The organism is Variovorax sp. Varisp46 (assembly GCF_059491885.1).
Map to the genome: position 1 here is coordinate 994,684 of NZ_CP168515.1, position 23,168 is coordinate 1,017,851.

The following is a 23,168-nucleotide window of genomic DNA, read 5'->3' on the forward strand; positions in this document are numbered from 1 at the left end:
CCATCGGGCAGCGTGCCGAACTCCAGGCACGGTGCGCGGTCCTCAGCCTGGAGGAAAGTCGACGCCCGCCTCGCCCGCCTTCCAGGGCGCGTACTTGTGCATGGCGCGCTCGAACAGGTCCGAGGCGGTCCAGTCCGACAGCCATGCCTGCAGGCGGGGCCAGGGCTGGGCATCGAACCATGTGGCGTCGACCATCGCGAACTGGCGCACGAAGGGCATGACGGCGGCGTCGGCCAGCGTGGCGTGGGCGCCGGCCAGATGCGGCGTGGCCGACAGCCTGGCTTCGAGGCCGCGCAGGAACTGGGCGCCGCGCTCGCGGGCGGGCTTCCCACCATCCGCATGCCGGTCGGGATATTTGTAGCGGTCGAGCTGGGGCTTGAAGTCGTCGTCGCAGGCGCCGACCAGCGCGAGCATGTCCTGCAGCGTGCCGGTGCCGGGCTGCAACCAGCGCCGCGGATCATTGCGGCGCAGGGCCCACAGCATCACATCGAGGCTTTGTTCCAGCACCGCGCCGTCTTCGGTGAGCAGTACGGGCACCGTGCCCTTGGGCGAGGCCAGCAGCATCTCGGCGGGCTTGTTCTTCAGCACCACTTCGCGCAGCTCGCAAGGCTGGCCGCTCGCGACCAGCGCCAGGCGGGCGCGCATCGCGTAGGGGCAGCGGCGGAACGAATAGAGGACGGGGAGAGCGTTGGGCATGCGCGGCGTACAGGCGAAGCGGCCGATTTTCGGTGACCGTGCCCGGTCGCGTGCGGGCAGGTTTTTTCACACAATCGCCGCATGCATGAACGCATTTTTCCTCCGGCTCGACGACGACCCCTTGCACGGGCCTGAATCGAACCTGCCCGCCGGCACGCTACGCCCGCTGAAGGATTGCGTGGCGGTGGTCACCGGCGCGAGCCGCGGAGAGCTGGCGCGCACCGAATCGCCGCGCTACCTGGGGCGGGCGGTCGCGGCGCTGGCGGGCGATGCGAGGGTGCTGGAGAAAAGCGGCGAGGTGTTGCGCGTTGCCGACCTGGCGCGCGAGTACGGCTTCACCGACATCGATGGAAGGCAGGTCGCGGCTTTCGAGATGCAGGTAGGGCCGTAGGACAAGTTCGCGCCCGACCGGGGAAAAGCGCGTACCGGCAACGGCCTGCGCGCGGGTGCACCATGCACGTCAATCCCTTCAATCACCCCAGGAGGTGACCTGCCATGTCCGCCCCAGCCGAAGCCACCGAACTGGTATCCGCCAGCCGGCTTGCCCGTTCCAATTCCGTCCGGTTCCCGGGCGAAAGCGTCGCCTACCGGCGGGCTCGCACGGAACTCCTTGCCGAGGAGATCGATTTGCGCCGACGCATCGAACGCGTCGCGGAAATGCGCCGCGCACTGCCCCCGGGTGGCGAGGTGCCGCAAGACTACGAGTTTCAGGGAGCCGGTGGGCCGGTCAGGTTCTCCGAACTCTTCGGCAAGCACGGCACGCTCATCACCTACAACTGGATGTATGGCCCGAAACGTGAGCGTCCGTGCCCCATGTGCACTTCGCTGCTGAGCGCCTACGACGGCGAGATGCCCGACATCCTGCAGCGCGTGGCGTTCGCGGTCGTCGCGAGCTCGCCGATCGAGCGGATGACGGCTTTCGCCAGGGAGCGCGGCTGGCGGCACCTGCCGCTGTATTCATCGGCCGGCAACACCTTCAACCGCGATTACGCCGGCGAGACGCCCGAAAGCGGCGACAACCCGGCATTCAACGTGTTCCGGCGCGACGGCGGGACGATCCGCCACTTCTGGGGCGGCGAGATGGGCGCTGGAACCTCCGACCCCGGACAGGACCCGCGCGGCGCGCCCGATGCGATGCCGATATGGAACCTGCTCGACATGACGCCCGAAGGGCGGGGGACCGACTGGTATCCCAAGCTGTCCTACTGAGCGATTGGGCCTCTCGGGGGGGGGGTATAAACGCAACATGGTTGCGTTGCTTCATATAATGCAATTCTGTTGCATATATGGAGACCACCCCGATGGCCGACCGCCTTCCCGTCACCGTGCTTTCCGGCTTTCTCGGCGCCGGCAAGACGACGCTGCTCAACCACATCCTCCACAACCGCGAGGGCCGGCGCGTGGCGGTCATCGTCAACGACATGAGCGAGGTCAACATCGACGCTGCGCTCGTGCGCGACGGCGGCGCCCAGCTCTCGCGCACCGACGAGAAGCTGGTCGAGATGAGCAACGGATGCATCTGCTGCACCCTGCGCGAAGACCTGCTGCTCGAGGTCCATCGCCTCGCGAAGGAGGGCCGCTTCGACCAGCTCGTGATCGAGTCCACCGGCATCTCCGAGCCCCTGCCCGTGGCCGAGACCTTCACCTTCGCGGGCGAGGACGGCAAGAGCCTGGCCGACGTGGCGCGGCTCGACACCATGGTGACCGTGGTCGACGCCTTCAACTTCCTGCGCGACTACGGCTCGGCCGACAGCCTCGGCCAGCGGGGGCAGTCCCTCGGCGATGAAGACACGCGCACGGTGGTCGACTTGCTGATCGAGCAGATCGAGTTCTGCGACGTGCTGGTGGTCAACAAGACCGACCTCGTCACGCGCGAGGAGCGCGAGCGGCTGATGGCGATATTGCACAGGCTGAATCCGCGCGCGCGCATCGAGGTGTCGGAGTTCGGCCGCGTGGCGCTCGACCGCGTGCTCGACACCGGCCTGTTCGACTTCGAGCAGGCCGAGCAGGCGCCGGGCTGGCTGGCCGAGCTGCGCGGCGAGCACCTGCCGGAAACCGAGGAATACGGCATCCGCAGCTTCGTGTACCGCTCGCGCATCCCGTTCCATCCCAAGCGCTTCTGGGAGCTGGTGCACAGCGAATGGGAAGGCGTGGTGCGCTCCAAGGGCTTCTTCTGGCTCGCGAGCCGCGCCACACGCGCCGGCTCGTGGTCGCAGGCCGGCGGCGCCTGCCGCCATGGCGCGGCGGGTTTCTGGTGGGCGGCGGTGCCGCGCGAGCACTGGCCGACCGACCCTGACGCGCTGGAGCTGATCCGCAAGAACTGGGACTCGGCCACGGGTGACGCCCGGCAGGAGCTGGTGCTGATCGGCATCGGCATGGATGAGGAAGCGCTGCGCACCCGGCTCGATGCCTGCCTGCTCACGGAAGACGAGATGCGCTTCGGCGCCTCCTGGTGGCGGAACTTCCCGGACCCGTTCCCTTCGTGGAACGCGTGAAAAGAGCTATCGGGCGCAGTCGCCGCAGGTGCCGTGCAGCGTCAGCGCGGTGTGCCGCGTATCGATGCCCTGCTTGCGCAAGGCCCGGCCCAGCCGGCCCATCACCTTCGGAAGCTCGGGGTCGGACGGCAGCGCCAGCACCTTGTGGCACTGGTCGCATTCGAAGGTGTTGCCCGACTCGGCCTCCACGTGGCGCGAGAAACGATTGACTCGGTCGGCGCCGACGCGGCGGTCGCACAGGCCCGCCTCGACCAGTCGGTCGAGCACGCGGTAGACGGTGACGCGGTCGGGTGCTTCGCCTGTGGCCGCCGTATAGGCAGCGGCCACTTCCTCGTGCGTGAGCGGCTGCGAATTGTGTTCGAGCAGTTCGAGCACGGTCTGCGCGGCGCGGGTCACGCGCAGGCCGCTGCCGCGCAACAGCGTTTCGCTGTCGAACGGGGCGGCGGGACAGGGCTTCGGATGCGAGGTGGTGGTCTTCATATGCGAAACGCCATTGTGTTGCATTCCGCGGCGCCGCGGGCGGCGAAACGATGTGCAAGTCAGCCAACCGGCCGTATCGGCGCCTTCGGCCGGGCCCGAATGCGCTAAGGTCTGGCCATCCGCGTCCCTGAATACCTTTGTCCGACCATGTCCCGTCCTCCCATCGAGATCGAAACCGCCCCCAATCCCACCGCCACGGTGATCGTGATGCATGGCCTCGGCGCCGACGGCAACGATTTCGTGCCCATCGCCAACGAACTCGACCTCTCGCCCGTGGGCCCGGTGCGCTTCGTGTTCCCCAATGCGCCGGTCATGCCCGTGACCATCAACGGCGGCTACCGGATGCCGGCCTGGTACGACATCGCCTTGCCCGACCTGGCGGCGCAGGAGGACGAGGCCGGCCTGCGCCGCTCGCAGGCGACCATCGAAGCGATCATCTCGAATGAAAAGGCCCGCGGCATCGCCGCCAGCCGCATCGTGGTAGCCGGCTTCTCGCAAGGCTGCGCGATGGCGCTCATGACGGGCCTGCGCCACACCGAGCGCCTGGCCGGCATCGTCGGCCTCTCCGGCTACCTGCCGATCGCGGCCACCACGGCGGCCGAACGGCACGCCGCCAACCACGAAACGCCCGTGTTCCTCGCCCATGGCCGGCAGGACCCCGTGGTGCCCCTGGCCGCCGCGATGCGCTCGCGCGACGCGCTGGCCGCTCTGGGCCATGCCGTCGAGTGGCACGAATACACGATGGCGCACTCGGTGTGCATGGAAGAAATCGCCGACCTCAACAGCTTCCTGCTGCGGGTGCTCGGCCGAACCTGGTCGAAGGAGGCAACAAAATGATTCTGGTCATCGGACACGCCTTGGCAAAGCCCGACACCCTGCAGGCGATGCTCGCCATCAGCACCGAGCACGTGCTGCGCTCGCGTGCCGAGCCCGGCTGCATCTCGCACGAGGTCTCGACCGACGTGCAGGAGCCGCTGCGCCTGACTTTCGTGGAGCGGTGGAGCGACATGGCCGCGCTGCAGGCGCACTTCCGCGTGGATGCCTCGCGGGCTTTCGGCAAGGCGCTCGCGGCCATGGCCGACGGCACGCCGGAGATGCACGTCTACGAGTCGAGCGAGATCGACCTGTCGGCGGGCCGCGCCAGGGCCTGAGCTTCGTGCGCCATCCGAAGCGCGGCCTATGCAGAAAGCTATCAAAAACATAGCGAGCGACAGGGTAGCGGGGCGAGGGATTCCCTGCACGAGCAATGCCCGCGCGCCCGTGCTACCTTCCAGCCCCTCAGAAGATTGATGGGTATAACAATATGAGCAACAGATTGCAGGAGAGGCTGGTTGCACTTTCAGCCGCACGACTGAAGGGCATGCGGCGTGGCATCGAGAAGGAAAGCCTGCGCGCGCTGCCCGACGGCAAGCTCGCGCTGACGCCGCATCCGATCGCCCTGGGCTCGGCGCTCACGCATCCGCACATCACCACCGACTTCAGCGAATCGCAGCTCGAACTCATCACGGGCGTGCATGCGGGCGTCGAATCGGCGCTCGAGGAACTGACGCGGGTTCACCAGTTCACCTACCGCGTGCTCGACCAGCTCGGCGACGAGCGTCTCTGGGTCTCGAGCATGCCCTGCGGCCTGCCGACCGACGAGACGATTCCGATCGGCCGCTACGGCTCCTCGAACGTGGGCCGCGCCAAGAGCGTCTACCGCATGGGCCTGAGCCACCGTTACGGCCGGCGCATGCAGACCATCTCGGGCATCCACTACAACTGGTCGCTGCCCGACGTGTCGAGCGAACAGTACTTTGCGCTGATCCGCAATTTCCGCCGCCAGGCCTTTTTGCTGCTGTACCTGTTCGGCGCCTCGCCGGCCCTGTGTTCGAGCTTCGTGGCGGGCCGTCCGCACGAGCTGCAGCCGCTGGGCGACGGCAGCATGTTCATGCCGCACGGCACCTCGCTGCGCATGGGCCGCCTGGGCTACCAGAGCGACGCGCAGGCCTCGCTGGCCGTGAGCTACAACAGCCTCGAGGGCTACGCCGCCTCGCTGCAGGACGCGCTCACGCGCCCGTGGCCGGCGTACGAAGCCATCGGCATCCGCAACCTCGGCGGCGACTACAACCAGCTCGGCACCAGCCTGCTGCAGATCGAGAACGAGTTCTACGGCACCATCCGCCCCAAGCGCGTGATCAACCCCGGCGAGCGCCCGCTGCATGCGCTGCGCGAGCGCGGCGTGGAGTACGTCGAGGTGCGCCTGATGGACCTCGACCCCTTCGAGACCGTCGGCATCAACGCGCAGACCATGCGCTTCATCGACGTGTTCCTGCTGCACTGCCTGTTGAGCGACAGCCCCAACGACACGCCGCAGGAAATCGCCGAGCTCGCGCAGAACCAGCACCTCACGGCCGCGCGCGGCCGCGAGCCGGGCCTGAAGCTGCTGCGCGGCGGGCGCGAGGTGGCGCTGGCCGACTGGGGCCTGGAGCTGGTCGAGCAGTGCCAGCCCATCGCCGCCGCGCTCGACGCGGCGCAGGGCGGCACGGCGCATGCCGACGCGGTGCGCGCCGCCAGGGCCGCGCTGCACAACCCCGACAGCCTGCCCTCGGCCCGCGTGCTCGCAGCCGTCGAGAAAGACCATGGCAACTCCTTCATCGGCTTCGTGCGCGCCCAGTCCGAGCAGACCCGCGCCACGCTGCTGGGGCTGCCGTTCCCGGCCGCGCAGCAGGCCGAATTCGAGCAGATGACGGCCGAGTCGCTGCAGGAGCAGAAGCGCATCGAGGCGGCCGACACCATGCCCTTCGAAATTTATCGCGAGCAGTACGTCTCGCCCGCGCGCCTGGGCGTGTCACGCGGCCGCATGGCCGTCGCCGCTTAGGACTTTGGTTCAGTCTTCGTTTCGAGCCCCTTCGCTTGACGACAGGGGGGGTGGCGGATGACCTACAGGCATTGACCCGCATTGCCCACCGCGTGCAAACGGGCCGGGGCGAAGATGGCCGCCATGCGGTTCAAGGCATATCTCGTCGAAGACAGTCCGGTGATCCGGGAGAACCTGGCCGGTTTTCTGGAAGACGTGGCCGAGGCACAAGTCGTGGCTTCCGCGAGCACCGAGCAGGAGGCCATCGACTGGCTGCGCCTGCACGCCTCCAAGGACGACTGGGACCTGACCATCATCGACCTGTTCCTCCAGCGCGGCAACGGGTTCGGCGTGATTCGCGCCTGCCGTCACCGGGCGCCGCACCAGAAGGTGGTCGTGCTCAGCAACTACGCCACCGCCGACATGCGCGAGCGTTCGCGCGCGCTGGGCGCCGATGCCTTCTTCGACAAATCGGCCGAACTCGACCAGCTGGTGGCCTTCTGCGAGAAGGTGCGCTCCCCCGGGTGACGCGCGCACGACTGGGGTCGTACGCCTTCTGGGGTAAAACGCCACGCTGCCGCCCGAGGCGGCGCCGAGCAACTCCCAGGAAAGCGACAGAGAGAAATGAGCAACAACAGCAGCATCGACTTCAAGGGCCGCGTGGCCATCGTGACCGGCGCGGGCGGCGGCCTCGGCCGCCAGCACGCGCTGGCGCTGGCCGCGCGCGGCGCGAAGGTAGTGGTCAACGACCTGGGCGGCGCGCGCGATGGCTCCGGCGGTTCGGTGAGTGCCGCGCAGGCGGTGGTCGACGAGATCAAGGCCGCGGGCGGCGAAGCTATTGCCAACGGCGCGTCCGTCACGGACTTCGAGGCGGTGCAGGCCATGGTCCAGCAGGCGGTCGATGCCTGGGGCCGCGTCGACATCCTGGTCAACAACGCCGGCATCCTGCGCGACAAGAGCTTCGCCAAGATGGAGCTGGCCGATTTCAAGCTGGTGGTCGACGTGCACCTGATGGGCGCAGTGAACTGCACCAAGGCCGTCTGGGCGCTCATGAACGAGCAGAAGTACGGCCGCATCGTGATGACCACCTCGTCGTCGGGCCTGTACGGCAACTTCGGCCAGAGCAACTACGGCGCGGCCAAGCTCGCGCTGGTGGGCCTGATGCAGACCTTGAGCATCGAAGGCGCGAAGAACGACATCCGCGTGAACTGCCTGGCGCCCACCGCCGCCACGCGCATGACCGAGGACCTGTTCCCCAAGGAAATGCTCGAAGCCTTCCGCCCCGAGGCCGTGGTGCCCGCGATGCTGGTGCTGGCCGCGCAGGATGCGCCCAACCGCACCATCCTGTGCGCGGGCGCCGGCACCTTCGAGGCCGCGCACATCACGCTGACGCAGGGCGTCTGGCTGGGCATTGACGCCGACACGCCGGAGCAACTGGCGGCGCGCCTGTCGGAGGTCACGCAGCGCGAAGGCGAGGCCGTGCCACAGAGCGGTACCGCGCAGGGCGCGAACGAAGTCGCCAAGGGCATGGCGAACGCGAAGAGGGGCTGATCGACGCCCATGGTGTCCATGGCGCTTGACCTCGAGTGCACCCGAGCATTTCCAATGGATTTTCCGGAATCGCCGGTTCATTCAATCCAAGCACCGGCCGCACGGTGCACGCCATCCGCTGGTACGAGACGCAGGGCTTGGTGCCCGGCGTGGCGCGCGACGAGGGCGGCCGGCGCCTCTACGTCGAGCTGCACGTCGGCTGGCTCGACCTGATGGAGCGCCTGCGCCGCACCGGCATGTCGATTGCCGAGATGCGCGAATACACCGCGCTGGCAGTGCAGGGCAAGGTCACGCTGCGCCAGCGGCGCGACATGCTCGCCGCGCACCGGGAGCGCGTGACGCAGACCATCGCCGAGTGGAAGCGGGCGCTGTCGCTGGTCGACCGCAAGATCGGCTTCTACGACGAATGGATGGCCAGCGGCCGCCGCCCGCCGCTCGTTCCCGCCGAAACGCCCGGCCCGAAGCCGCCGAAGCGCAAGGGCAGGTGAGCGGACCTACTCGGCGATGAAGCCCGGGTCCGTGCGGATCGAGCCGCGGTCGCGGTGGTTGTGCAGGCGCCCCAGCGTGTTGTCCAGCAAGCGCTTGAGCTTGTCGGCCGCGCCGCGGAAGGCCTCGTCGAGGCTGGTAGCGTGCTGCGTCACCGCCAGCGGCTGATGGTGCGCCAGGCGTGCCTCCATCACGCAGCACTTGTCGCCGCCGCCGGTCTTGTCGTGGTTCTCGTCGCTCAAGTGCACTTCGACGCGCGTCACGTCGTCGACGAAACGGCTCAGGTGCTGCTTGATCTCGGTGTCGGCCCAACGCTCCAGCGCGTCCTTGTTCGTGATGCCGTTGCTCGTGTTGACCTGGATCTGCATGCAATATTCCTGCTGGATAGATGGATGAACGAAGACCCACTGTGCGCCCCCCTGTGCCCCGGCGTGCGTAGGCCTGTTCCCTACCCATGCGCCGGGCAGGGTCCGCAAAGCGGGCAACAGGGGTTCAGCTCTGGATGTACGTGGTCAGCTGCTCGATGGTGGCCTCGTGGTCCGAGATGATGTCGTCCATCAGGTCCTGGATGGAGATCATGCCGATCACCTTGTCGCCGTCGACCACCGGCAGGTGGCGGAACTTGCGCTGGCTCATCAGCGTCATGCAGGCGCGCGTGCGGGTCTGCGGGGTGACGGTCATCACGTCGGGCGTCATGATGTCGCGTACCTTCACTTCCTTCGAGTTCTTGCCCTGCAAGGCGACCTTGCGGGTGTAGTCGCGTTCGGACAGGAAGCCCACCAGCTTCTCGCCGTCCATCACCATCAGCGCGCCCACCTCGAAGCGTGCCAGGGTGGACAGCGCATCGAACACGCTGGTGTCGGGGGAGGTGCGCCATGCTGCGGAACCATGGCGCTTGAGCAGTTCGGAGACGGGTTTCATCGCGGGTAACTCCATCAAAGGGTTTCGATTCGACCGACGCTCGGGCGCCGCACTCGGTCAAATCATAGGGGCGATGACTGCCCCCGCGATGCAAACCCCCTAGGGGATTGCGCGTGTTTGCAACGCACGCGCAATGCGAGAGGACTTAAGGCTGGGCGGGCGCTGCGGCCAGGACGCGGCTCAACGCCACGGGATCGCCCACCACCGTCTTCACGAGACCCCTCTCGTCGAACTGCACCTGGAACTCCGACCAGCTGTCGCGCCAGTAGCGCCACACCGGTGCGTCGAGGCTGGGGTTCTCGCTGGCAACCGGATAGCCGATGGCCATCAGCACCTGCTCGCGCGTCATGCCGGGCATCACCTTCACGGCGAGGATGGCGTCGCGCACGGCGGGCGGGAAGGCCGCCATCTTCTGCTTCGGGTCTTCGGTCACCACATAGCGCTGCGCGAACGCAGGCAACGGGATGTTGCGGCTGTAGTCGTTCTTGATGCGCTGCGGCTTGCCGGCCAGATCCAGGTTGAACCAGCGGAAGTCGTACGCGGTGATGCGCGCCGGCGTGCCCACCGCGACGATGCTCGTGCCCTGCTCGTCGTAGTTGATGTCGCTGATCGAGTCGCCGTAGGTGCGCATGTTGCAGCACAGGTAGCCGTTGATCATGGGGCCGGGGGGAGGAGAAGGCCGCTGGGCATGGGCGACGGTGACGGTCGCGGGCACGACGATGGCTGCCATCAGGGCGGCAGCGGCAAGGCGCTTGAACATGGATTTCCCTCGAAGTTGTTGGAGTGGCTGCGCGGGCAGCGCGCGGATTCTAGGATCGAACAGGCCCGAAGCGAAGGCAGAATGCCCGCATCCAGCTATCGAAAGCGTAGCAACAAGGTCCCGTTCAGGTTCCCGGTTCACAATGCGCACCCGGCCCCCTTTCGGTGGCCACCCATTCCCAGACAGCGCGAAAGAAAGAGCCATCGATGGCGATCCAGTGGTTCCCCGGTCACATGTATTCGACCCAGAAGGCCATCACCGAGCGGGTGAAGGACATCGACGTGGTCATCGAACTGCTCGATGCGCGCCTGCCCGGTTCCAGCGCCAACCCGATGCTGGCCGAGCTCACGGCCGGACGGCCCACGCTGAAGGTGCTCAACAAGCAGGACCTGGCCGACCCCGTGCGCACCGCACTCTGGCTGGCGCACTACAACGCGCTGCCTGCCACGCGCGCCATCGGGCTCGATGCGAGCCAGACCACGCCCGCGCAACAACTCGTGAAGGCCTGCCATGAGCTTTCACCGAACCGCGGCGGCATGGCCAAGCCGATGCGCGTGCTGATCTGCGGCATTCCCAACGTGGGCAAGTCCACCCTCATCAACACGCTCACCGGCGGACGCAAGGCCAAGACCGGCGACGAGGCCGGCATCACCAAGCTCGAACAGCGCATCACGCTGGCCGACGACTTCTATCTGTGGGACACGCCCGGCATGCTGTGGCCGCGCATCATCGTGCCCAAGAGCGGTTACAACCTAGCGGCCAGCGGCGCGGTGGGGCGCAACGCCTTCGACGAGGAAGAGGTGGCGCTGGAGCTGCTCAACTACCTCAAGACGCACTACGCCGCGGGCGTGGCCGCGCGCTTCAAGCTCGTGGAGCTCGACACCGAGACCATGGCCGGCATGAAGGACGAGGCGCTGCTCGACACCATCGGCCGCAAGCGCGGCGCGCTGCTGGGCAAGGGCCGCGTCAACCTTCAGAAGGCAGCGGAGATCGTGATGCACGAGTTTCGCGCGGGCAACCTGGGGCGCATCACGCTCGAAACGCCGGAAGAGTTCGCGCTGTGGCTGGCCGATGGCCAGCGTGCCGATGCCGAGCGCGCGGCGAAGAAGGCCGCGCGCAAGTACAAGGGCAAGCCGAAGCCCGAGATCGCGCCCGAACAGGACGCCTGAGAGGCGCCCGACGCCCCGAGACTCGCCACTCCGGCGCGAAGAGCGCCGCTGTCGCCAATGCAACTGTTCACTACCCCGCCCGTCACGCGCGTGACGGCGCCTGTCCTGCGTGGTTCGTAGAGTGGCCTGAACCGCTTCTCACACCCGCCCCCGCAAAGGACACGCCATGCTCGAAACCTTCAAGGCTCTCAACGAAACCGCATCCTTCAATCGCTGGGCCGGCATCGAGGCCACCCAGGCCGGCAACGGCGAGGCCGAGCTGCGCATGAAATGGCGCAAGGAAGACATGGGGCAGTACGCCGGCTTCCTCCACGCGGGGATGATCTCCGCACTGCTCGATACCGTGAGCGGCTACGCAGCCGCCTCGCTGGCCGGCCGCGTGATGACGTCGCACTTCTCGGTGAACTTCATGTCACCGGCCGTGGGTCAAGCCTTCGTGGCACGCGCGCGTGTGGCGAAGGCCGGGCGCAAGCAGGTGTTCGTTGCGTCCGAGCTTTATGCGCAACCCGAAGGCGGAGGCGACGATGCGCTCAAGCTCGTGGCGACGGGGAACGCCATCCTGGTTCCGGTGGAAGAGGCTGCGGCGAAGCCGGCTGCCTGAGCTTCAGCCCGAACAGCGGCCGAAGCCAGTTCACGCGGCGGATCAGACCGTCGGTCAGCGCCCAGCTGCCGAGCACCGTGAGCGCCACCAGCAGCGCGGGCTCCAGCACCGGGCCGAGCGCAAGCGGTGCCAGCGCGCTCGCGGCGGCGATGATCAGCGTCTGGTGCAGCACGTACCACGGGTACACCGACTCGTTGGCCCAGCGAAGCCAGGGCCATGGGCGGTTCAGGTGGCGGTGGGCATGGCCGAGGATGGCCGCGACGGCCAGCCACAGGTAGAGCATGCGCAGCGTGTCCATCGGCAGGCCGGACGCCGGGCCCTTCGCGCCGGCCCGCAGCGCGATGAAGGCGGCGATCACCGCGACCGCCAGCGTGAGCGACACCCGGCGCAGCCGCTCCAGTTCCCTCCACACGCCGGTGTCCACGCCCATCCAGTAGCCGTAGAGGAACATCGTGAAATACAGGCTGTGCAGGTGGAAGTCGCGCACAAGGTTGTGCGTGGGTGGAAAGCGCGAGGCCAGCAGCGTGGTGAAGACGAGCAGCGGCACGGCCGGCAGCAACAGCAGTTTCCAGTCGCGCAGGCCGTTGAAGCCGCGTCGCAGCCACTGGCCGGCGGCGGAATTCCACAGCGGCAGTGTCAGCGCGACCAGCGCCGTGTAGGTGAACAGATAGGGCAGGTACCAGAGGTGGTTCCAGGTGATGCCGAACTCCGCGCCGTCGAAGGCCCGCTTCGGCCACGGTTCGGCCATCGACAGGTAGCGCAGCACGAAGGCACCGAAGCCCGGCGCGACCAGCCCGTTGGCCACCCCCTGCGCATAGGCCTGGTACGGCACGATCACCGCCATGCCGAAGGCCAGTGGCAGCATCAGCCGCAGACCCCGGCTGCGCAGCAGGCCCCAGGTGCCCTGGCCCCGGCTCAGGAAGCCGAGCGACACGCCCGAGACCAGGAAGACGAGGTCCATGCGCCAGAGGTTCAGGACGCGCATCGGCCACTGCAGCCATTCGGCCGCGTGCGGGCTCTTCAGGTGCCAGGGCCAGTCGGCCACGTAGTACATGCCCACGTGATAGAGGACGACGAACAGGAAGGCCAGCGCGCGCAGGGCGTCGATGTCGTGGCGGCGATGGGCGGACGGGTCGGCGGTGATGTTCATCGCAAGCTCCTCGAAGCAAAGAAGCCGCGATGCTCGGGCCCGTGTTCCCCGCGCGGCGCATCCGGGGGACGGATGCCCCCCGCTTTGTGACGAGCGGTGGTCTCGAGGGACGAAATTCACCGCCCCCAAAGGCCCGTTTTCGGGAGAATCCCGCCCCATGGGAGACCCACGCAGGAACCTCTACGAGCGCTACGAGCCGATCCGCCGTCCCGTGGAGGTGGCCTTCTGGATCGTGTTGATGACGCTGCAGGCCGTGTTCAGCACGATGGTCGCGATCGTCGACATGCGCGCGCGCGCCGTGCCGCGCGCCAACTGGGAGGTCGCGACCTGGGAAGGATCGAGCCACCTGGTGCTGTTGCTGCTGATCCCGGCGCTGGTCGCCGTCGAGCGCCGGCTGTCGCCGCTGGTGCGCGGGCACTGGGTGCGCTTCCTGGCCTGGCATGCGGTGGCGAGCGTGGCGTTCAGCGTGGTCCACGTGGTGGGCATGTTCGGGTTGCGCGCAGTCGTCTACGCGTTGGCCGGCGAACGCTACGAATTCGGCGGCTGGATCGACCAATGGGGCTACGAGTACCTGAAGGACGTGCGTGTGTACGCAAGCATCGTCTTCGGCATCTGGGCCTACCGGCTGTTCATGCTGCGGCTGCAGGGCGAGGCGCGGGTGCTCGATGCGCCGGAGGCTCCGGCGGAACAGAAGGGCGCCGCACCCGCCGAGCCCGAAGCCTTGTCGCCGCCCGTGCGCCCCGAGCGTTTCCTGGTGCGCAAGCTGCGCCGCGAATTCCTCATCGCCGCCACCGACATCGACTGGCTCCAGGCCGAGGGCAACTACGTCGGCCTGCACGTCAACGGCCATGACTACCTGCTGCGCGCCACGCTGACCGACTTCCTGGCGCAACTCGACCCCGTCCGCTTCGTTCGGGTGCACCGAAGCCATGCGGTGAACCTGGGCCGCATCAAGGAAATCGAGCCGCTGGACGGCGGCGATGCCCGGCTGCACATGCACGACGGCACCACCGTGCCCTGCAGCCGCCGCCACCGGGACGCGTTGCGCGCCGGTGCGGGCTGATCCGGTGCGTGGCGGGCTCGCGGAAGTCCGTTTTGGTTCATTGCGCACCATCGGAGAGCCTTCGGGCACCATTTTTGCTTCATCGATCGACCGCTCCAGGTCATTCAGGTGCGACGCACCAATTCGAATCAAAAATCAGCAAGAAGCTTCAATGGACGCACTCAAACAGGGCGCAGATGCGCTGTTCATCCTTCTCGGCGCCATCATGGTCCTGGCCATGCACGCCGGTTTTGCCTTTCTCGAACTGGGCACCGTACGCAAGAAGAACCAGGTCAATGCGCTGGTGAAGATCCTGGTCGACTTCTCGGTGTCGACCATCGTGTATTTCCTCGTGGGTTACGGCGTGGCCTACGGCACGCACTTCTTCGTCGGTGCCAGCGAGCTGGCGGAAAAGAGCGGCTACGAGCTGGTGAAGTTCTTCTTCCTGCTCACCTTCGCGGCAGCCATCCCGGCCATCATCTCGGGCGGTATTGCCGAGCGCGCCAAGTTCTGGCCGCAGCTGATCGCGACTGCGGTGATCGTCGGCTTCGTCTACCCGCTGTACGAGGGCATCGCGTGGAACAAGCACTTCGGCATCCAGGGCTGGATCGCCTCGCTCACGGGCCACGAGTTCCATGACTTCGCGGGCTCGGTGGTGGTGCACGCGGTGGGCGGCTGGCTCGCGCTGCCGGCGGTGCTGCTGCTGGGCGCGCGGCGCAACCGCTACAGGGGCGACGGCTCGCTGAGCGCGCATCCGCCATCGAACATCCCGTTCCTCGCGCTCGGTGCATGGGTGCTGTGCGTGGGCTGGTTCGGCTTCAACGTGATGAGCGCGCAGAGCATCGACAAGATCTCGGGCCTCGTGGCCGTCAACTCGCTGATGGCGATGGTCGGCGGCACGCTGGTCGCGCTGGCCATGGGCAAAAACGACCCCGGCTTCGTCTACAACGGCCCGCTCGCCGGCCTGGTGGCCGTGTGCGCCGGCTCCGACCTGATGCATCCGCTGGGCGCGCTGGTGGTGGGCGGCGTGGCGGGCGCGATCTTCGTCTACATGTTCACGCTGGTGCAGAACAAATGGAAGATCGACGACGTGCTCGGCGTGTGGCCGCTGCACGGCCTGTGCGGCACCTGGGGCGGCATCGCGGCGGGCATCTTCGGCACGCAGGCGCTGGGAGGCATCGGCGGGGTGAACGTGTGGGCGCAGCTCATCGGCACCGTCATCGGCGTGGCCTGGGCCGCGCTGGCGGGTGCGGCGGTGTATGGCGCGCTCAAGGCTTCGGTGGGGCTGCGGCTGTCGCAGGAGGAGGAGTACGACGGCGCCGACCTGTCGATCCATCACATCTCGGCCACGCCGGAGCGCGAGGTCAACTGGTAATCGCCAGCCATCGCAGCAGGATGGGCCTGCTTGGGCTATTCTCGGCGCCCCTTACAACCGCCGAGGAGTAGAACCCATGACAAGAACACCCGCCCGCTGGCTGCGCCGCGGCATCGCCGCACTGGCCGGCAGCCTGTTGATGCTTTCGTTCGCGGCGCAGGCCGGCGCCCCGCAGGTCAAGACCCAGGCGCCCGGCTTCTACCGGATGATGCTCGGCGACTTCGAGGTGACTGCGCTGTTCGACGGCACTCTCGACCTCGAACCCAAGAAGCTGCTCACCAACACCACGCAGGCGCAGGTCGGCAAGCTGCTCGATCGCGGTTTCGAGAAGGATGCCGTGCCCACCTCGGTGAACGGCTACCTCATCAACACCGGCAGCAAGCTGGTGCTGGTCGACACCGGCGCCGGCGGCCTGTTCGGCCCCACCCTCGGCAGCCTGCAGGCCAACCTCAAGGCCGCGGGCTACCAGCCCGACCAGGTCGACGACGTGCTCATCACCCACATGCACGGCGACCACGTCGGAGGCCTCGTGCAGGACGGCAAGCTGGTGTTTCCCAACGCCACCATCCACGCCGGGCAGGAAGACGCCGACTTCTGGCTGAGCAAGGCCAACCTGGAGAAGGCCCCTGCCGAGATGAAGGACTTCTTCCGGGGCGCGATGGCGTCGCTGAACCCGTACGTGGAAGCTGGTAAGTTCAAAGGCATGAAGGGCGGCACCGACCTGCTGCCCGGCATCAGGGCCGTGCCCGCCCATGGCCACACGCCGGGCCACAACATCTACGTCGTCGAGTCCAAGGGCCAGAAGCTGATGCTGTGGGGCGACCTGATGCACGTTGCCGCCGTGCAGTTCGCGCAGCCGCAGGTCACGATCTCGTTCGACGTCGACTCGAAGCCTGCCGCCGTGGAGCGCAAGAAGGCGTACGCCGACGCGGCCAAGGGGCGCTACCTCGTGGGCAGCGCGCACCTGCCGTTCCCGGGGCTGGGCCACGTGCGGGCCGAGGGCAAGGGCTACGTGTGGGTGCCGGTGGACTACCAGCAGGTGCGATAGCCGGCTGAATGGATGAAGCCCGAGCGGCGCGGCCCGGTGTTGCTGCGCCCTCGGCGCGAATGCGCGTCCTGTAGCAAACTGGCCGACCGCTTCGCCTTAATCATTCGCCCCATGACCCAATCTCCCCCCGCCCTCGAAGTCCTCCCCCGCGACCTTTCTGCGTACCGCAAGGGCAACGTCGGCATCGACTACGTGCACCGCTTCGAGTCCGGCAAGCCCGGCCCGCACGTGCTGATCAACGCGCTGACGCATGGCAACGAGATCTGCGGCATGACGGCGGCCACGCACCTGCTCGACAACAACGTGCGCCCGAAGATCGGCACGCTTACCGTGAGTTTTGCCAACGTGGCCGCGTACGAGTCCTTCAACGAGGCGCTCCCCTTCGACAGCCGCCAGCTCGTGCACAACCTCAACCGCATCTGGTCGCCCGAGTGGCTGGACGGCAGCGAAGACAGCCCCGAGCTGAGCCGTGCGCGCATCCTGCGCCCGGTGGTCGATGCGGCCGACCACATCCTCGACATCCACTCGACCAGCCAGCCCGTCGTGCCGTTCTGGGTCTACCCGGCGTTCGAGCGCAACGCCAAGGTCGCGCTGGCCATCGGCCGTCCCTCGGTGCACCTCGTGATGCCCGACGGGCTGGGCTCGGGCACCCCGCTGATCCAGTACGGCAGCCACGGCGGGCCGGACGGCAAGGGCGTGGCGATGGTGGTCGAGTGCGGCCAGCACTTTCTGCGTTCGGCATCGGAACTGGCGACGGCCGTCACGTACGACTTCCTCGCGTACTTCGGCCTCGTCGACAAGGACCTGGCCGCGCCTGCGCCCGAGCCGCAACGGCGCTTCCAGCTGCTGCAGACGCACGTCATCAGGTCGCCGGACTTCGCCTTCGTGCGACCGTTGATCGGCTTCGAGACCTTCGCCAAGGGCGAACTGATCGCGACCAACGGCGACGAGGAAATTCGCGCGCTGTGCGACGACTGCACGATCTTCATGCCGGCGCAGCGCGTGATCGTCGGGCGGGAGGCGGTTTATCTGACCAAGCCGATCTGAGGCACTGAGGTCCAGGTCTCCAATAGCTTCACGGCTTCACCGATCACTTCGAGGTTGCGCACTACGGCATCTTGCGTTTTCCGGTCATACCGGCACAGCCTCGCGTAGTACTTGATCTCGAAACTTCGGAGGCAAACCGTTGGGCGTCAGCACGTCAACCTCCAAGCCAAGCAGGCTCTTCAATTCGAACCTGATCGCTCCAATGTCCATGAGGGTGGCTTGCGCGGTGGGTTCGACCAGCAGATCGAGGTCGCTGTCAGGCCCGTCCTCGCCGCGCGATGCAGAGCCGAACACCCACACGCCATTGACGTGGTGACTCAGTGCAATCTCGCGAACCGGCGCGATGTTGGAGTGTGGCGCGGCTGCTCGTTCGATCTCAAACCGCAATGAACAACGCCGGGTCCACCATCGCCCGGTTCAGCATCACCGACCAGTGCAGATGCGGCCCCGTCACGCGACCAGTCGCTCCGACGGCGGCCAATGGTTCGCCGGTCTTCATCACGTCGCCGACCTTCACGTCGACGCGGCTCAGGTGGCAGTACATGGTCAGCAGGCCGCCGCCGTGGTCGAGCCAGACGGTGCCGCCGTTGAAGAAATAGTCTCCCGTGTCGATCACCTTGCCGGGCAGGGGCGCGAGCACCGGCGTGCCGGTGCCGGCCGCGATGTCCATGCCGCTGTGCGGATTGCGCGACTGGCCGTTGAACACGCGGCGCAGGCCGAAGGAACTGGAGCGGCGGCCGGGGACGGGCACGCGCATCTGCAGAACGGTGTCGGGGCGCATGTCGGTGAGGGTGGCCATCACGCCGGTGAGGTGGTCGCGTTCCTTGACGTAGCGCGCCTCGTCCTCGGGCGACAGGTCGACGGTGCGCGGGGCCACGGTGAGGCGCTGTTCGCGGTACTGCTTCGGGGCCACGGTGTAGGCGATCTGGCGCTCGGGCTTGCCTTCGGCGCGCACGGTGATGCTCGCCTCGCCGGGTTCGGTCGCGAGGGGGATGCCGACGATCGCAGTCCATTCGATGGTGTCGCCCACCACGAGCAGGGGGATGTCGCCCGCGAAGGCCTGCGGCCGCTTGGCCGACGGGCCCAGCGACAGGCGGGCGATGCCACCGGGCACCTGCGAGGCGCGCGGCCATACGCCGGGTGCTGCGGCTGGCTGCTTCTTTGCCGCCGACTTGGTCGCGGCGTCGGCGTGCATCGTGGCGATGAGGCCGATGGTGCCGAGCACGGCGCTGCGGCGATTGAGGGCGGGAGGGGCGGGGAAGGAAAAGGGCGTTTGCTTCATGTGAAGAGAAGGTTGGGAATGCGTTGGATGGAGGGCGCTATCCGCGCCAGGTTCCGGGCGCGAGGCCTTCGAGCGTGTGGGGCCCGATGGCAGCGCGGATCAGCCGCAGCGTCGGGAGCCCCACGGCCGCCGTCATGCGCCGCACCTGGCGGTTGCGGCCCTCGCGGATCGCCAGTTCGATCCACGCGGTGGGAATGCTCTTGCGCTCGCGGATGGGCGGTTGCCGCTCCCACACCTCGGGCGGCGGATCGAGCAGCCGGGCACGCGCGGGGCGCGTGGGGCCGTCGTTGAGCTGCACGCCCGAGCGCAGGGCGGTGAGCGCCGCTTCGGTCGGCTCGCCTTCCACCTGCACCCAGTAGATCTTCTCCATCTTGAAGCGCGGATCGGCGATGTGTGCCTGGAGCTTGCCGTCGTCGGTGAGCAGCAGCAGGCCCTCGCTGTCGGCATCGAGCCGGCCGGCGCCGGAGACGCCGGGGATGTCGATGAAGTCTTTCAGGCCGCGCCAGCGGCCCTCTGGCGTGAACTGGCTGAGGACGCCGTAAGGTTTGTTGAAGCGGATCAGGCGGGAAGAGCTCGGAAAAGTCATGAGCGCACAGGATAGCCCGGGTCTGTCCTGCAGCATTCGGGCCGCCTTGGAGATTCCAATCGGCTCATCACACAGGAGAACCCGGCATGACGATGCGAAGCCACATCCATCTCGCGTGCGTGGCGGCGGCAGGCCTTTCGATGGCCGCCTGCAGCAGCTCATCCTTGCGCGTCGGCGGCGCGCCCGAGGCGAGCGTCAAGAACTGCGTCGCTGCGGCCGCGCGCGAACTGCGTGTGCCCCCGGGCAGCATCGTGGTGGACAGCGGCACGACGCCGCGCGACGGCGTCTACACGATCAACCTGAAGGTCGGGCCGCAGGGACGGTCCGCCGTTTGCACCACCGACGAGAACAGTGCGGTGCTGGGCGTGGTCTACAAGCGGCCCGAATAGCGGCGCAGGGCTTACTTGCCCCAGCTGTCCCGCATCCCCGCCGCGCGGTTGAACACGGGCTTGCCGTCCGCGCTGGCCTTCGCGTCGAGCACGAAGTACCCATGCCGCTCGAACTGAATGCCGACACCCGCTTCGGCCTTGGCCAGCGAAGGCTCGACGAACGCCGAGCACACCTCCAGGCTCGCCTTGTTCAGTTCCTCCAGCAGTTCGCCGCTGCCCGGATGGGCCGCGGCAAACAGCCGCTCGTACAGCCGCACCTCGGCCTGCACCGCATCCGCGGCCGCCACCCAGGTGATGTTGCCCTTTACCTTGATCGCATCCGCGCCGGGCGTACCGCTCTTGGTGTCCGGAACCAGCGTGGCCTGCACTTCGACGAGCTTGCCGCTCGCATCCTTGGTGCCGCCGGTGCATTCGATGACGTGGCCGTACTTGAGCCGCACCTTGTTGCCCGGGAACAGGCGGAAGAAGCCCTTGGGTTGCACTTCTTCGTAGTCGGTGCGTTCGATCCATACCTCGCGGCCGAGCTTGAACTCGCGATGGCCCATTTCCGGGTGATGGGGGTGAACCGGCGCCGAGCAGTCGTCGAGCGTGCCGTCGCCGCCCATCAGTTCGCCCCAGTTGGTGATGACGAGCCTGACCGGGTCGAGCACGGCCATCGCGCGCGGGGCGATCGGGTCCAAGGTGTCGCGCAGCGCGGCCTCGAGGCTGGCGTAATCGATCCAGCCGCCCGACTTGGTCGTGCCGCTGCGTTCGCAGAACAGCCGCAGCGCCTCGGGCGTGTAGCCGCGGCGGCGCAGGCCGGCGATGGTGGGCATGCGCGGATCGTCCCAGCCGTCGACGTATTTCTCTTCGACCAGCTGGCGCAACTTGCGCTTGCTGGTGAGCACGTGGGTCACGTTGAGGCGGGCGAATTCATACTGGCGCGGGTGCGGGCTGGCGACGAGGCCGCCTTCGGCGAGGCGATCGAGCAGCCAGTCGTAGAAGGGACGCTGGTCTTCGAACTCCAGCGTGCAGATGCTGTGGGTGATCTGTTCCAGCGCGTCCTCGATGGGGTGCGCGTAGGTGTACATCGGATAGATGCACCACTTGTCGCCGGTGTTGTGGTGGGTGGCCCGGCGCACGCGGTACAGCGCGGGGTCGCGCATGTTGATGTTGGTGCTGGCCATGTCGATCTTCGCGCGCAGGATGGCGGCGCCATCGGCGACCTGGCCGTCGCGCATGGCGCGAAAGCGCGCGAGGTTTTCCTCGGGCGTGCGGGTGCGGAAGGGGCTGTCGGTGCCGGGCGTGTTGAAGTCGCCGCGGTTCGCGCGCACCTCTTCGGCGGTCTGTTCGTCGACGTAGGCGAGGCCGGCGCCGATCAGGTATTCGGCGGCCTCGTACATGAAGTCGAAGTAGTTGCTCGCGAAATACTCGTGCGGCTGCAGCGTGCCGGGGGCGCTGGGGCGGTCGGCCAGATAGGTTTCGTAGCCGAGCCACTTCACCGCGTCGCGGATCGAGTCGACGTATTCCTGGTCTTCTTTCTCGGGGTTGGTGTCGTCGAAGCGCAGGTGGCTCACGCCGCCGTATTCCTTGGCCAACTCGAAGTTGAGCCAGATGCTCTTGGCATGGCCGATGTGCAGGTAGCCGTTGGGCTCGGGCGGAAAGCGCATGCGCACCCTGGCCGGGTCGGCCATGCCCTGGGCGTGGTGGGTGGCGTTGCCGGGCGATCCGCCCCATTTGCGGCCAGAATAAGCACCCTGTGCGAGATCGTTCTCGATCACGTGGCGCAGGAAATTGCTTGGTGCAGCGGTCGTTTTGGCGCCGTTTTTGTCGGTCGGGGAGGTCATTGCCTCATTCTAGAGGGCACCCCTTATAGGTTACCTTTGGCAACGTTCTTCACAATGCCCGGTGCACCCCCTTTGCATTTGCCGCGTTCAATACATCCATGGGCGGTTCAGATCCGAACGCAGCCCACCGAAACAAGGAGTCCAGGATCATGAGCCTCACACGTTCAACTTTCTTCAAATGGGCCACCGCAGGCGTGGTGGCAGCCGGTGCATTGTTTGCAGCCACTTCAGCCAGTGCCCGTAGCGACGTGAGCTGGTCGGTCGGTGTCGGCCTTCCCGGCGTGGCAGTGGGCGTGGGCGCTCCGGCCTACTATCCGGCGCCGGTCTATGCGCCGCCGGCACCCGTGTACTACGCACCCCCGGCCCCGGTCTACTACAACCCGCCGCCCGTGTACTACCGTCCGGCCCCTGTCTACTACGGCCCGCCGGCCTACTACGGCCCGCGCTACTATGGTCGAGGCTACTACCGCGGCCATGGCCACTGGCGCTAAATTGCAACGCCATTCGTGACTGAATGAAAAAGCCGGCCCCCGAAGGGCCGGCTTTTTCTTTGGGCGCGCCAGCCGATTTCACATGGCGCGAAAAAGATGGGCGTACAGGCGGCTGACCGGGATCTTCTCGGCCCTGCCACGCAGCATCAGGTGCAGCTTGCCGGCCTCGTCGCGGTGCACCGATTCGATGGCCGAACTGCGCACCACCACCGCCCTATGCACCTGCCAGAAAGTGTCGGCGTCGAGCTGGGTCAGCAATTGCTTGAGCGGCGTGCGGATCAGGTATTCGTGCGAGGCGGTCAGCACGCGCAGGTATTTGTCGGCGGCTTCGAAGTACAGCACTTCGTCGATGGGCACCATGCGCACGGTGCTGCCACCGGCGTCGCTGGCGGCGATCAAGCGCAGCGGGGCGGTGGCCGCTGCTGCCGCGCCGGCTCCAGCGGCCGTCAGCACCTGGCGCCACTGGGCGAGCGTTCGTTCGAGCGCTTCGTCGGCCACGGCGGATGTGGGCGCAGGTTGCCGTGCGGACAGTGCCTGCTGCAGCCGGCCTACGGTCTTGCGCAGGCGCCCGGGCTGCACGGGCTTGAGCACGTAGTCGAGGGCCTGGGCCTCGAAGGCGCGGGTGGCGTATTCGTCGTAGGCCGTCACGAACACCAGCTGGGGCATCGGCGCCTCGTCGATGGGCCAGCTGTCGGCCAGTTCGGCGGCGGCGCCCAGGCCGTCGAGGCCGGGCATGCGGATGTCGAAGAACAGCACCTGCGGCAGCAGGCGCAGCGCCTCGCGCACGGCGCTGCGGCCGTCGCCTGCCGTGGCGACGATCTGCAGTTCGGGCCATGCGGCGGCCAGCTCGGCCTTGAGGGCCTGAGCGAGCAGGGGTTCGTCTTCGGCAATGAGGGCGGTCGGGGTCATCTGGTTGTTGTTGTGGGGTGAGGTT

Annotated in this window: 27 protein-coding genes and 1 pseudogene; 17 read left to right on the forward strand and 11 right to left on the reverse strand. The window is 67.4% G+C overall.

The window, feature by feature from the left end; translation table 11 throughout:
• Nucleotides 1–42: 42 nt before the first annotated feature.
• Entirely contained in the window at nucleotides 43–696 is a 654-nt protein-coding gene (locus tag ACEN9N_RS04680) for a glutathione S-transferase (protein WP_495655449.1), read from the reverse strand.
• Nucleotides 697–907: 211 nt separating this feature from the next.
• On the opposite strand from ACEN9N_RS04680, the pseudogene ACEN9N_RS04685 reads away from it, so the two are divergent.
• The 3 genes and pseudogenes from ACEN9N_RS04685 to zigA form a co-directional block, all read left to right on the forward strand.
• Nucleotides 908–1,087, forward strand: a pseudogene (locus tag ACEN9N_RS04685) (oxidoreductase); the annotation flags it as partial.
• A gap of 104 nt (nucleotides 1,088–1,191) precedes the next feature.
• Nucleotides 1,192–1,905, forward strand: coding sequence for a DUF899 family protein (locus ACEN9N_RS04690; protein WP_413314135.1), 714 nt, complete (start codon nucleotides 1,192–1,194; stop codon nucleotides 1,903–1,905).
• Between the two features lie 92 nt (nucleotides 1,906–1,997).
• Nucleotides 1,998–3,191: a zinc metallochaperone GTPase ZigA gene (gene zigA / locus ACEN9N_RS04695; RefSeq protein WP_495655450.1), complete on the forward strand. Its 1,194-nt coding sequence runs from the start codon at nucleotides 1,998–2,000 to the stop codon at nucleotides 3,189–3,191.
• A 6-nt stretch (nucleotides 3,192–3,197) separates the two neighbouring features.
• Here zigA and ACEN9N_RS04700 read toward each other — a convergent pair whose 3' ends face one another.
• A complete protein-coding gene (locus tag ACEN9N_RS04700) occupies nucleotides 3,198–3,671 on the reverse strand; it encodes a Fur family transcriptional regulator (RefSeq protein ID WP_495655451.1) in 474 nt (157 codons plus the stop codon).
• A gap of 147 nt (nucleotides 3,672–3,818) precedes the next feature.
• Here ACEN9N_RS04700 and ACEN9N_RS04705 point away from each other — a divergent pair, with 147 nt between their 5' ends.
• From ACEN9N_RS04705 to ACEN9N_RS04730, 6 genes are all read left to right on the forward strand, one after another.
• Nucleotides 3,819–4,508, forward strand: a complete 690-nt coding sequence (locus ACEN9N_RS04705) for an alpha/beta hydrolase (RefSeq protein ID WP_495655452.1) — start codon at nucleotides 3,819–3,821, stop codon at nucleotides 4,506–4,508.
• Nucleotides 4,505–4,822 (forward strand): putative quinol monooxygenase, encoded by a 318-nt coding sequence (locus tag ACEN9N_RS04710; protein ID WP_413314138.1) that lies wholly within the window; start codon nucleotides 4,505–4,507, stop codon nucleotides 4,820–4,822. The genes ACEN9N_RS04705 and ACEN9N_RS04710 overlap by 4 nt, the downstream gene beginning before the upstream one ends.
• A gap of 152 nt (nucleotides 4,823–4,974) precedes the next feature.
• Nucleotides 4,975–6,531: a glutamate--cysteine ligase gene (gene gshA / locus ACEN9N_RS04715; RefSeq protein ID WP_042673437.1), complete on the forward strand. Its 1,557-nt coding sequence runs from the start codon at nucleotides 4,975–4,977 to the stop codon at nucleotides 6,529–6,531.
• A 123-nt stretch (nucleotides 6,532–6,654) separates the two neighbouring features.
• Nucleotides 6,655–7,038, forward strand: a complete 384-nt coding sequence (locus tag ACEN9N_RS04720; protein WP_056587832.1) for a response regulator — start codon at nucleotides 6,655–6,657, stop codon at nucleotides 7,036–7,038.
• 96 nt (nucleotides 7,039–7,134) lie between these two features.
• Entirely contained in the window at nucleotides 7,135–8,061 is a 927-nt protein-coding gene (locus ACEN9N_RS04725) for an SDR family NAD(P)-dependent oxidoreductase (protein ID WP_413314140.1), read from the forward strand.
• A gap of 47 nt (nucleotides 8,062–8,108) precedes the next feature.
• Nucleotides 8,109–8,549 (forward strand): MerR family transcriptional regulator, encoded by a 441-nt coding sequence (locus ACEN9N_RS04730; protein ID WP_495656351.1) that lies wholly within the window; start codon nucleotides 8,109–8,111, stop codon nucleotides 8,547–8,549.
• A 6-nt stretch (nucleotides 8,550–8,555) separates the two neighbouring features.
• On the opposite strand, the gene ACEN9N_RS04735 is transcribed toward ACEN9N_RS04730, so the two are convergent.
• From ACEN9N_RS04735 to ACEN9N_RS04745, 3 genes are all read right to left on the reverse strand, one after another.
• Nucleotides 8,556–8,915 (reverse strand): HPF/RaiA family ribosome-associated protein, encoded by a 360-nt coding sequence (locus ACEN9N_RS04735; protein ID WP_007833857.1) that lies wholly within the window; start codon nucleotides 8,913–8,915, stop codon nucleotides 8,556–8,558.
• Between the two features lie 124 nt (nucleotides 8,916–9,039).
• Nucleotides 9,040–9,468, reverse strand: a complete 429-nt coding sequence (locus ACEN9N_RS04740; protein WP_495655453.1) for a CBS domain-containing protein — start codon at nucleotides 9,466–9,468, stop codon at nucleotides 9,040–9,042.
• Nucleotides 9,469–9,613: 145 nt separating this feature from the next.
• A complete protein-coding gene (locus ACEN9N_RS04745) occupies nucleotides 9,614–10,228 on the reverse strand; it encodes a cell envelope protein SmpA (RefSeq protein ID WP_495655454.1) in 615 nt (204 codons plus the stop codon).
• A gap of 206 nt (nucleotides 10,229–10,434) precedes the next feature.
• Between ACEN9N_RS04745 and ylqF the strand changes: the two genes are divergently transcribed.
• Nucleotides 10,435–11,397, forward strand: a complete 963-nt coding sequence (ylqF, locus tag ACEN9N_RS04750) for a ribosome biogenesis GTPase YlqF (RefSeq protein WP_495655455.1) — start codon at nucleotides 10,435–10,437, stop codon at nucleotides 11,395–11,397.
• Nucleotides 11,398–11,563: 166 nt separating this feature from the next.
• The gene (locus tag ACEN9N_RS04755) at nucleotides 11,564–11,998 is read left to right on the forward strand and encodes a PaaI family thioesterase (RefSeq protein WP_007833850.1); all 435 of its coding nucleotides are present in this window, start codon (nucleotides 11,564–11,566) and stop codon (nucleotides 11,996–11,998) included.
• On the opposite strand, the gene ACEN9N_RS04760 is transcribed toward ACEN9N_RS04755, so the two are convergent.
• Nucleotides 11,928–13,148, reverse strand: a complete 1,221-nt coding sequence (locus ACEN9N_RS04760; protein ID WP_495655456.1) for an acyltransferase family protein — start codon at nucleotides 13,146–13,148, stop codon at nucleotides 11,928–11,930. The genes ACEN9N_RS04755 and ACEN9N_RS04760 overlap by 71 nt on opposite strands.
• A 157-nt stretch (nucleotides 13,149–13,305) precedes the next feature.
• Here ACEN9N_RS04760 and ACEN9N_RS04765 point away from each other — a divergent pair, with 157 nt between their 5' ends.
• The 4 genes from ACEN9N_RS04765 (at nucleotide 13,306) to ACEN9N_RS04780 (ending at nucleotide 17,660) form a co-directional block, all read left to right on the forward strand.
• Nucleotides 13,306–14,211 carry a LytTR family DNA-binding domain-containing protein gene (locus ACEN9N_RS04765; RefSeq protein ID WP_413314145.1) on the forward strand — a complete coding sequence of 302 codons (906 nt, stop codon included), beginning with the start codon at nucleotides 13,306–13,308 and terminating at the stop codon, nucleotides 14,209–14,211.
• A 151-nt stretch (nucleotides 14,212–14,362) separates the two neighbouring features.
• The gene (locus tag ACEN9N_RS04770) at nucleotides 14,363–15,565 is read left to right on the forward strand and encodes an ammonium transporter (RefSeq protein WP_495655457.1); all 1,203 of its coding nucleotides are present in this window, start codon (nucleotides 14,363–14,365) and stop codon (nucleotides 15,563–15,565) included.
• A 76-nt stretch (nucleotides 15,566–15,641) separates the two neighbouring features.
• Nucleotides 15,642–16,613, forward strand: coding sequence for an MBL fold metallo-hydrolase (locus tag ACEN9N_RS04775; protein WP_495655458.1), 972 nt, complete (start codon nucleotides 15,642–15,644; stop codon nucleotides 16,611–16,613).
• A gap of 111 nt (nucleotides 16,614–16,724) precedes the next feature.
• Nucleotides 16,725–17,660, forward strand: coding sequence for a M14 family metallopeptidase (locus ACEN9N_RS04780; protein ID WP_413314148.1), 936 nt, complete (start codon nucleotides 16,725–16,727; stop codon nucleotides 17,658–17,660).
• Between the two features lie 84 nt (nucleotides 17,661–17,744).
• Here the strand turns inward: ACEN9N_RS04780 and ACEN9N_RS04785 are convergent, their stop codons facing one another.
• Genes ACEN9N_RS04785 through ACEN9N_RS04795 form a run of 3 tightly spaced genes read right to left on the reverse strand, consistent with a single transcriptional unit; the run spans nucleotide 17,745 to nucleotide 19,528 of the window.
• Nucleotides 17,745–18,047 carry a nucleotidyltransferase family protein gene (locus ACEN9N_RS04785; RefSeq protein ID WP_495655459.1) on the reverse strand — a complete coding sequence of 101 codons (303 nt, stop codon included), beginning with the start codon at nucleotides 18,045–18,047 and terminating at the stop codon, nucleotides 17,745–17,747.
• Nucleotides 18,037–18,942, reverse strand: a complete 906-nt coding sequence (locus tag ACEN9N_RS04790) for a peptidoglycan DD-metalloendopeptidase family protein (protein WP_495655460.1) — start codon at nucleotides 18,940–18,942, stop codon at nucleotides 18,037–18,039. The genes ACEN9N_RS04785 and ACEN9N_RS04790 overlap by 11 nt, the downstream gene beginning before the upstream one ends.
• Nucleotides 18,943–18,979: 37 nt before the next feature.
• Nucleotides 18,980–19,528, reverse strand: a complete 549-nt coding sequence (locus ACEN9N_RS04795; protein WP_495655461.1) for a pseudouridine synthase — start codon at nucleotides 19,526–19,528, stop codon at nucleotides 18,980–18,982.
• 86 nt (nucleotides 19,529–19,614) lie between these two features.
• On the opposite strand from ACEN9N_RS04795, the gene ACEN9N_RS04800 reads away from it, so the two are divergent.
• Nucleotides 19,615–19,917, forward strand: a complete 303-nt coding sequence (locus ACEN9N_RS04800) for a hypothetical protein (RefSeq protein ID WP_007833827.1) — start codon at nucleotides 19,615–19,617, stop codon at nucleotides 19,915–19,917.
• Between the two features lie 11 nt (nucleotides 19,918–19,928).
• Here ACEN9N_RS04800 and ACEN9N_RS04805 read toward each other — a convergent pair whose 3' ends face one another.
• Complete coding sequence (locus ACEN9N_RS04805) at nucleotides 19,929–21,743, reverse strand: glutamine--tRNA ligase/YqeY domain fusion protein (protein ID WP_495655462.1); 1,815 nt, start codon at nucleotides 21,741–21,743, stop codon at nucleotides 19,929–19,931.
• 149 nt (nucleotides 21,744–21,892) lie between these two features.
• Between ACEN9N_RS04805 and ACEN9N_RS04810 the strand changes: the two genes are divergently transcribed.
• On the forward strand, nucleotides 21,893–22,234 hold the full coding sequence (locus ACEN9N_RS04810) for a hypothetical protein (protein ID WP_007833825.1): 342 nt from the start codon (nucleotides 21,893–21,895) through the stop codon (nucleotides 22,232–22,234).
• A gap of 78 nt (nucleotides 22,235–22,312) precedes the next feature.
• Here ACEN9N_RS04810 and ACEN9N_RS04815 read toward each other — a convergent pair whose 3' ends face one another.
• Nucleotides 22,313–23,143, reverse strand: a complete 831-nt coding sequence (locus ACEN9N_RS04815; RefSeq protein WP_413316348.1) for a LytR/AlgR family response regulator transcription factor — start codon at nucleotides 23,141–23,143, stop codon at nucleotides 22,313–22,315.
• Nucleotides 23,144–23,168 lie beyond the last annotated feature (25 nt).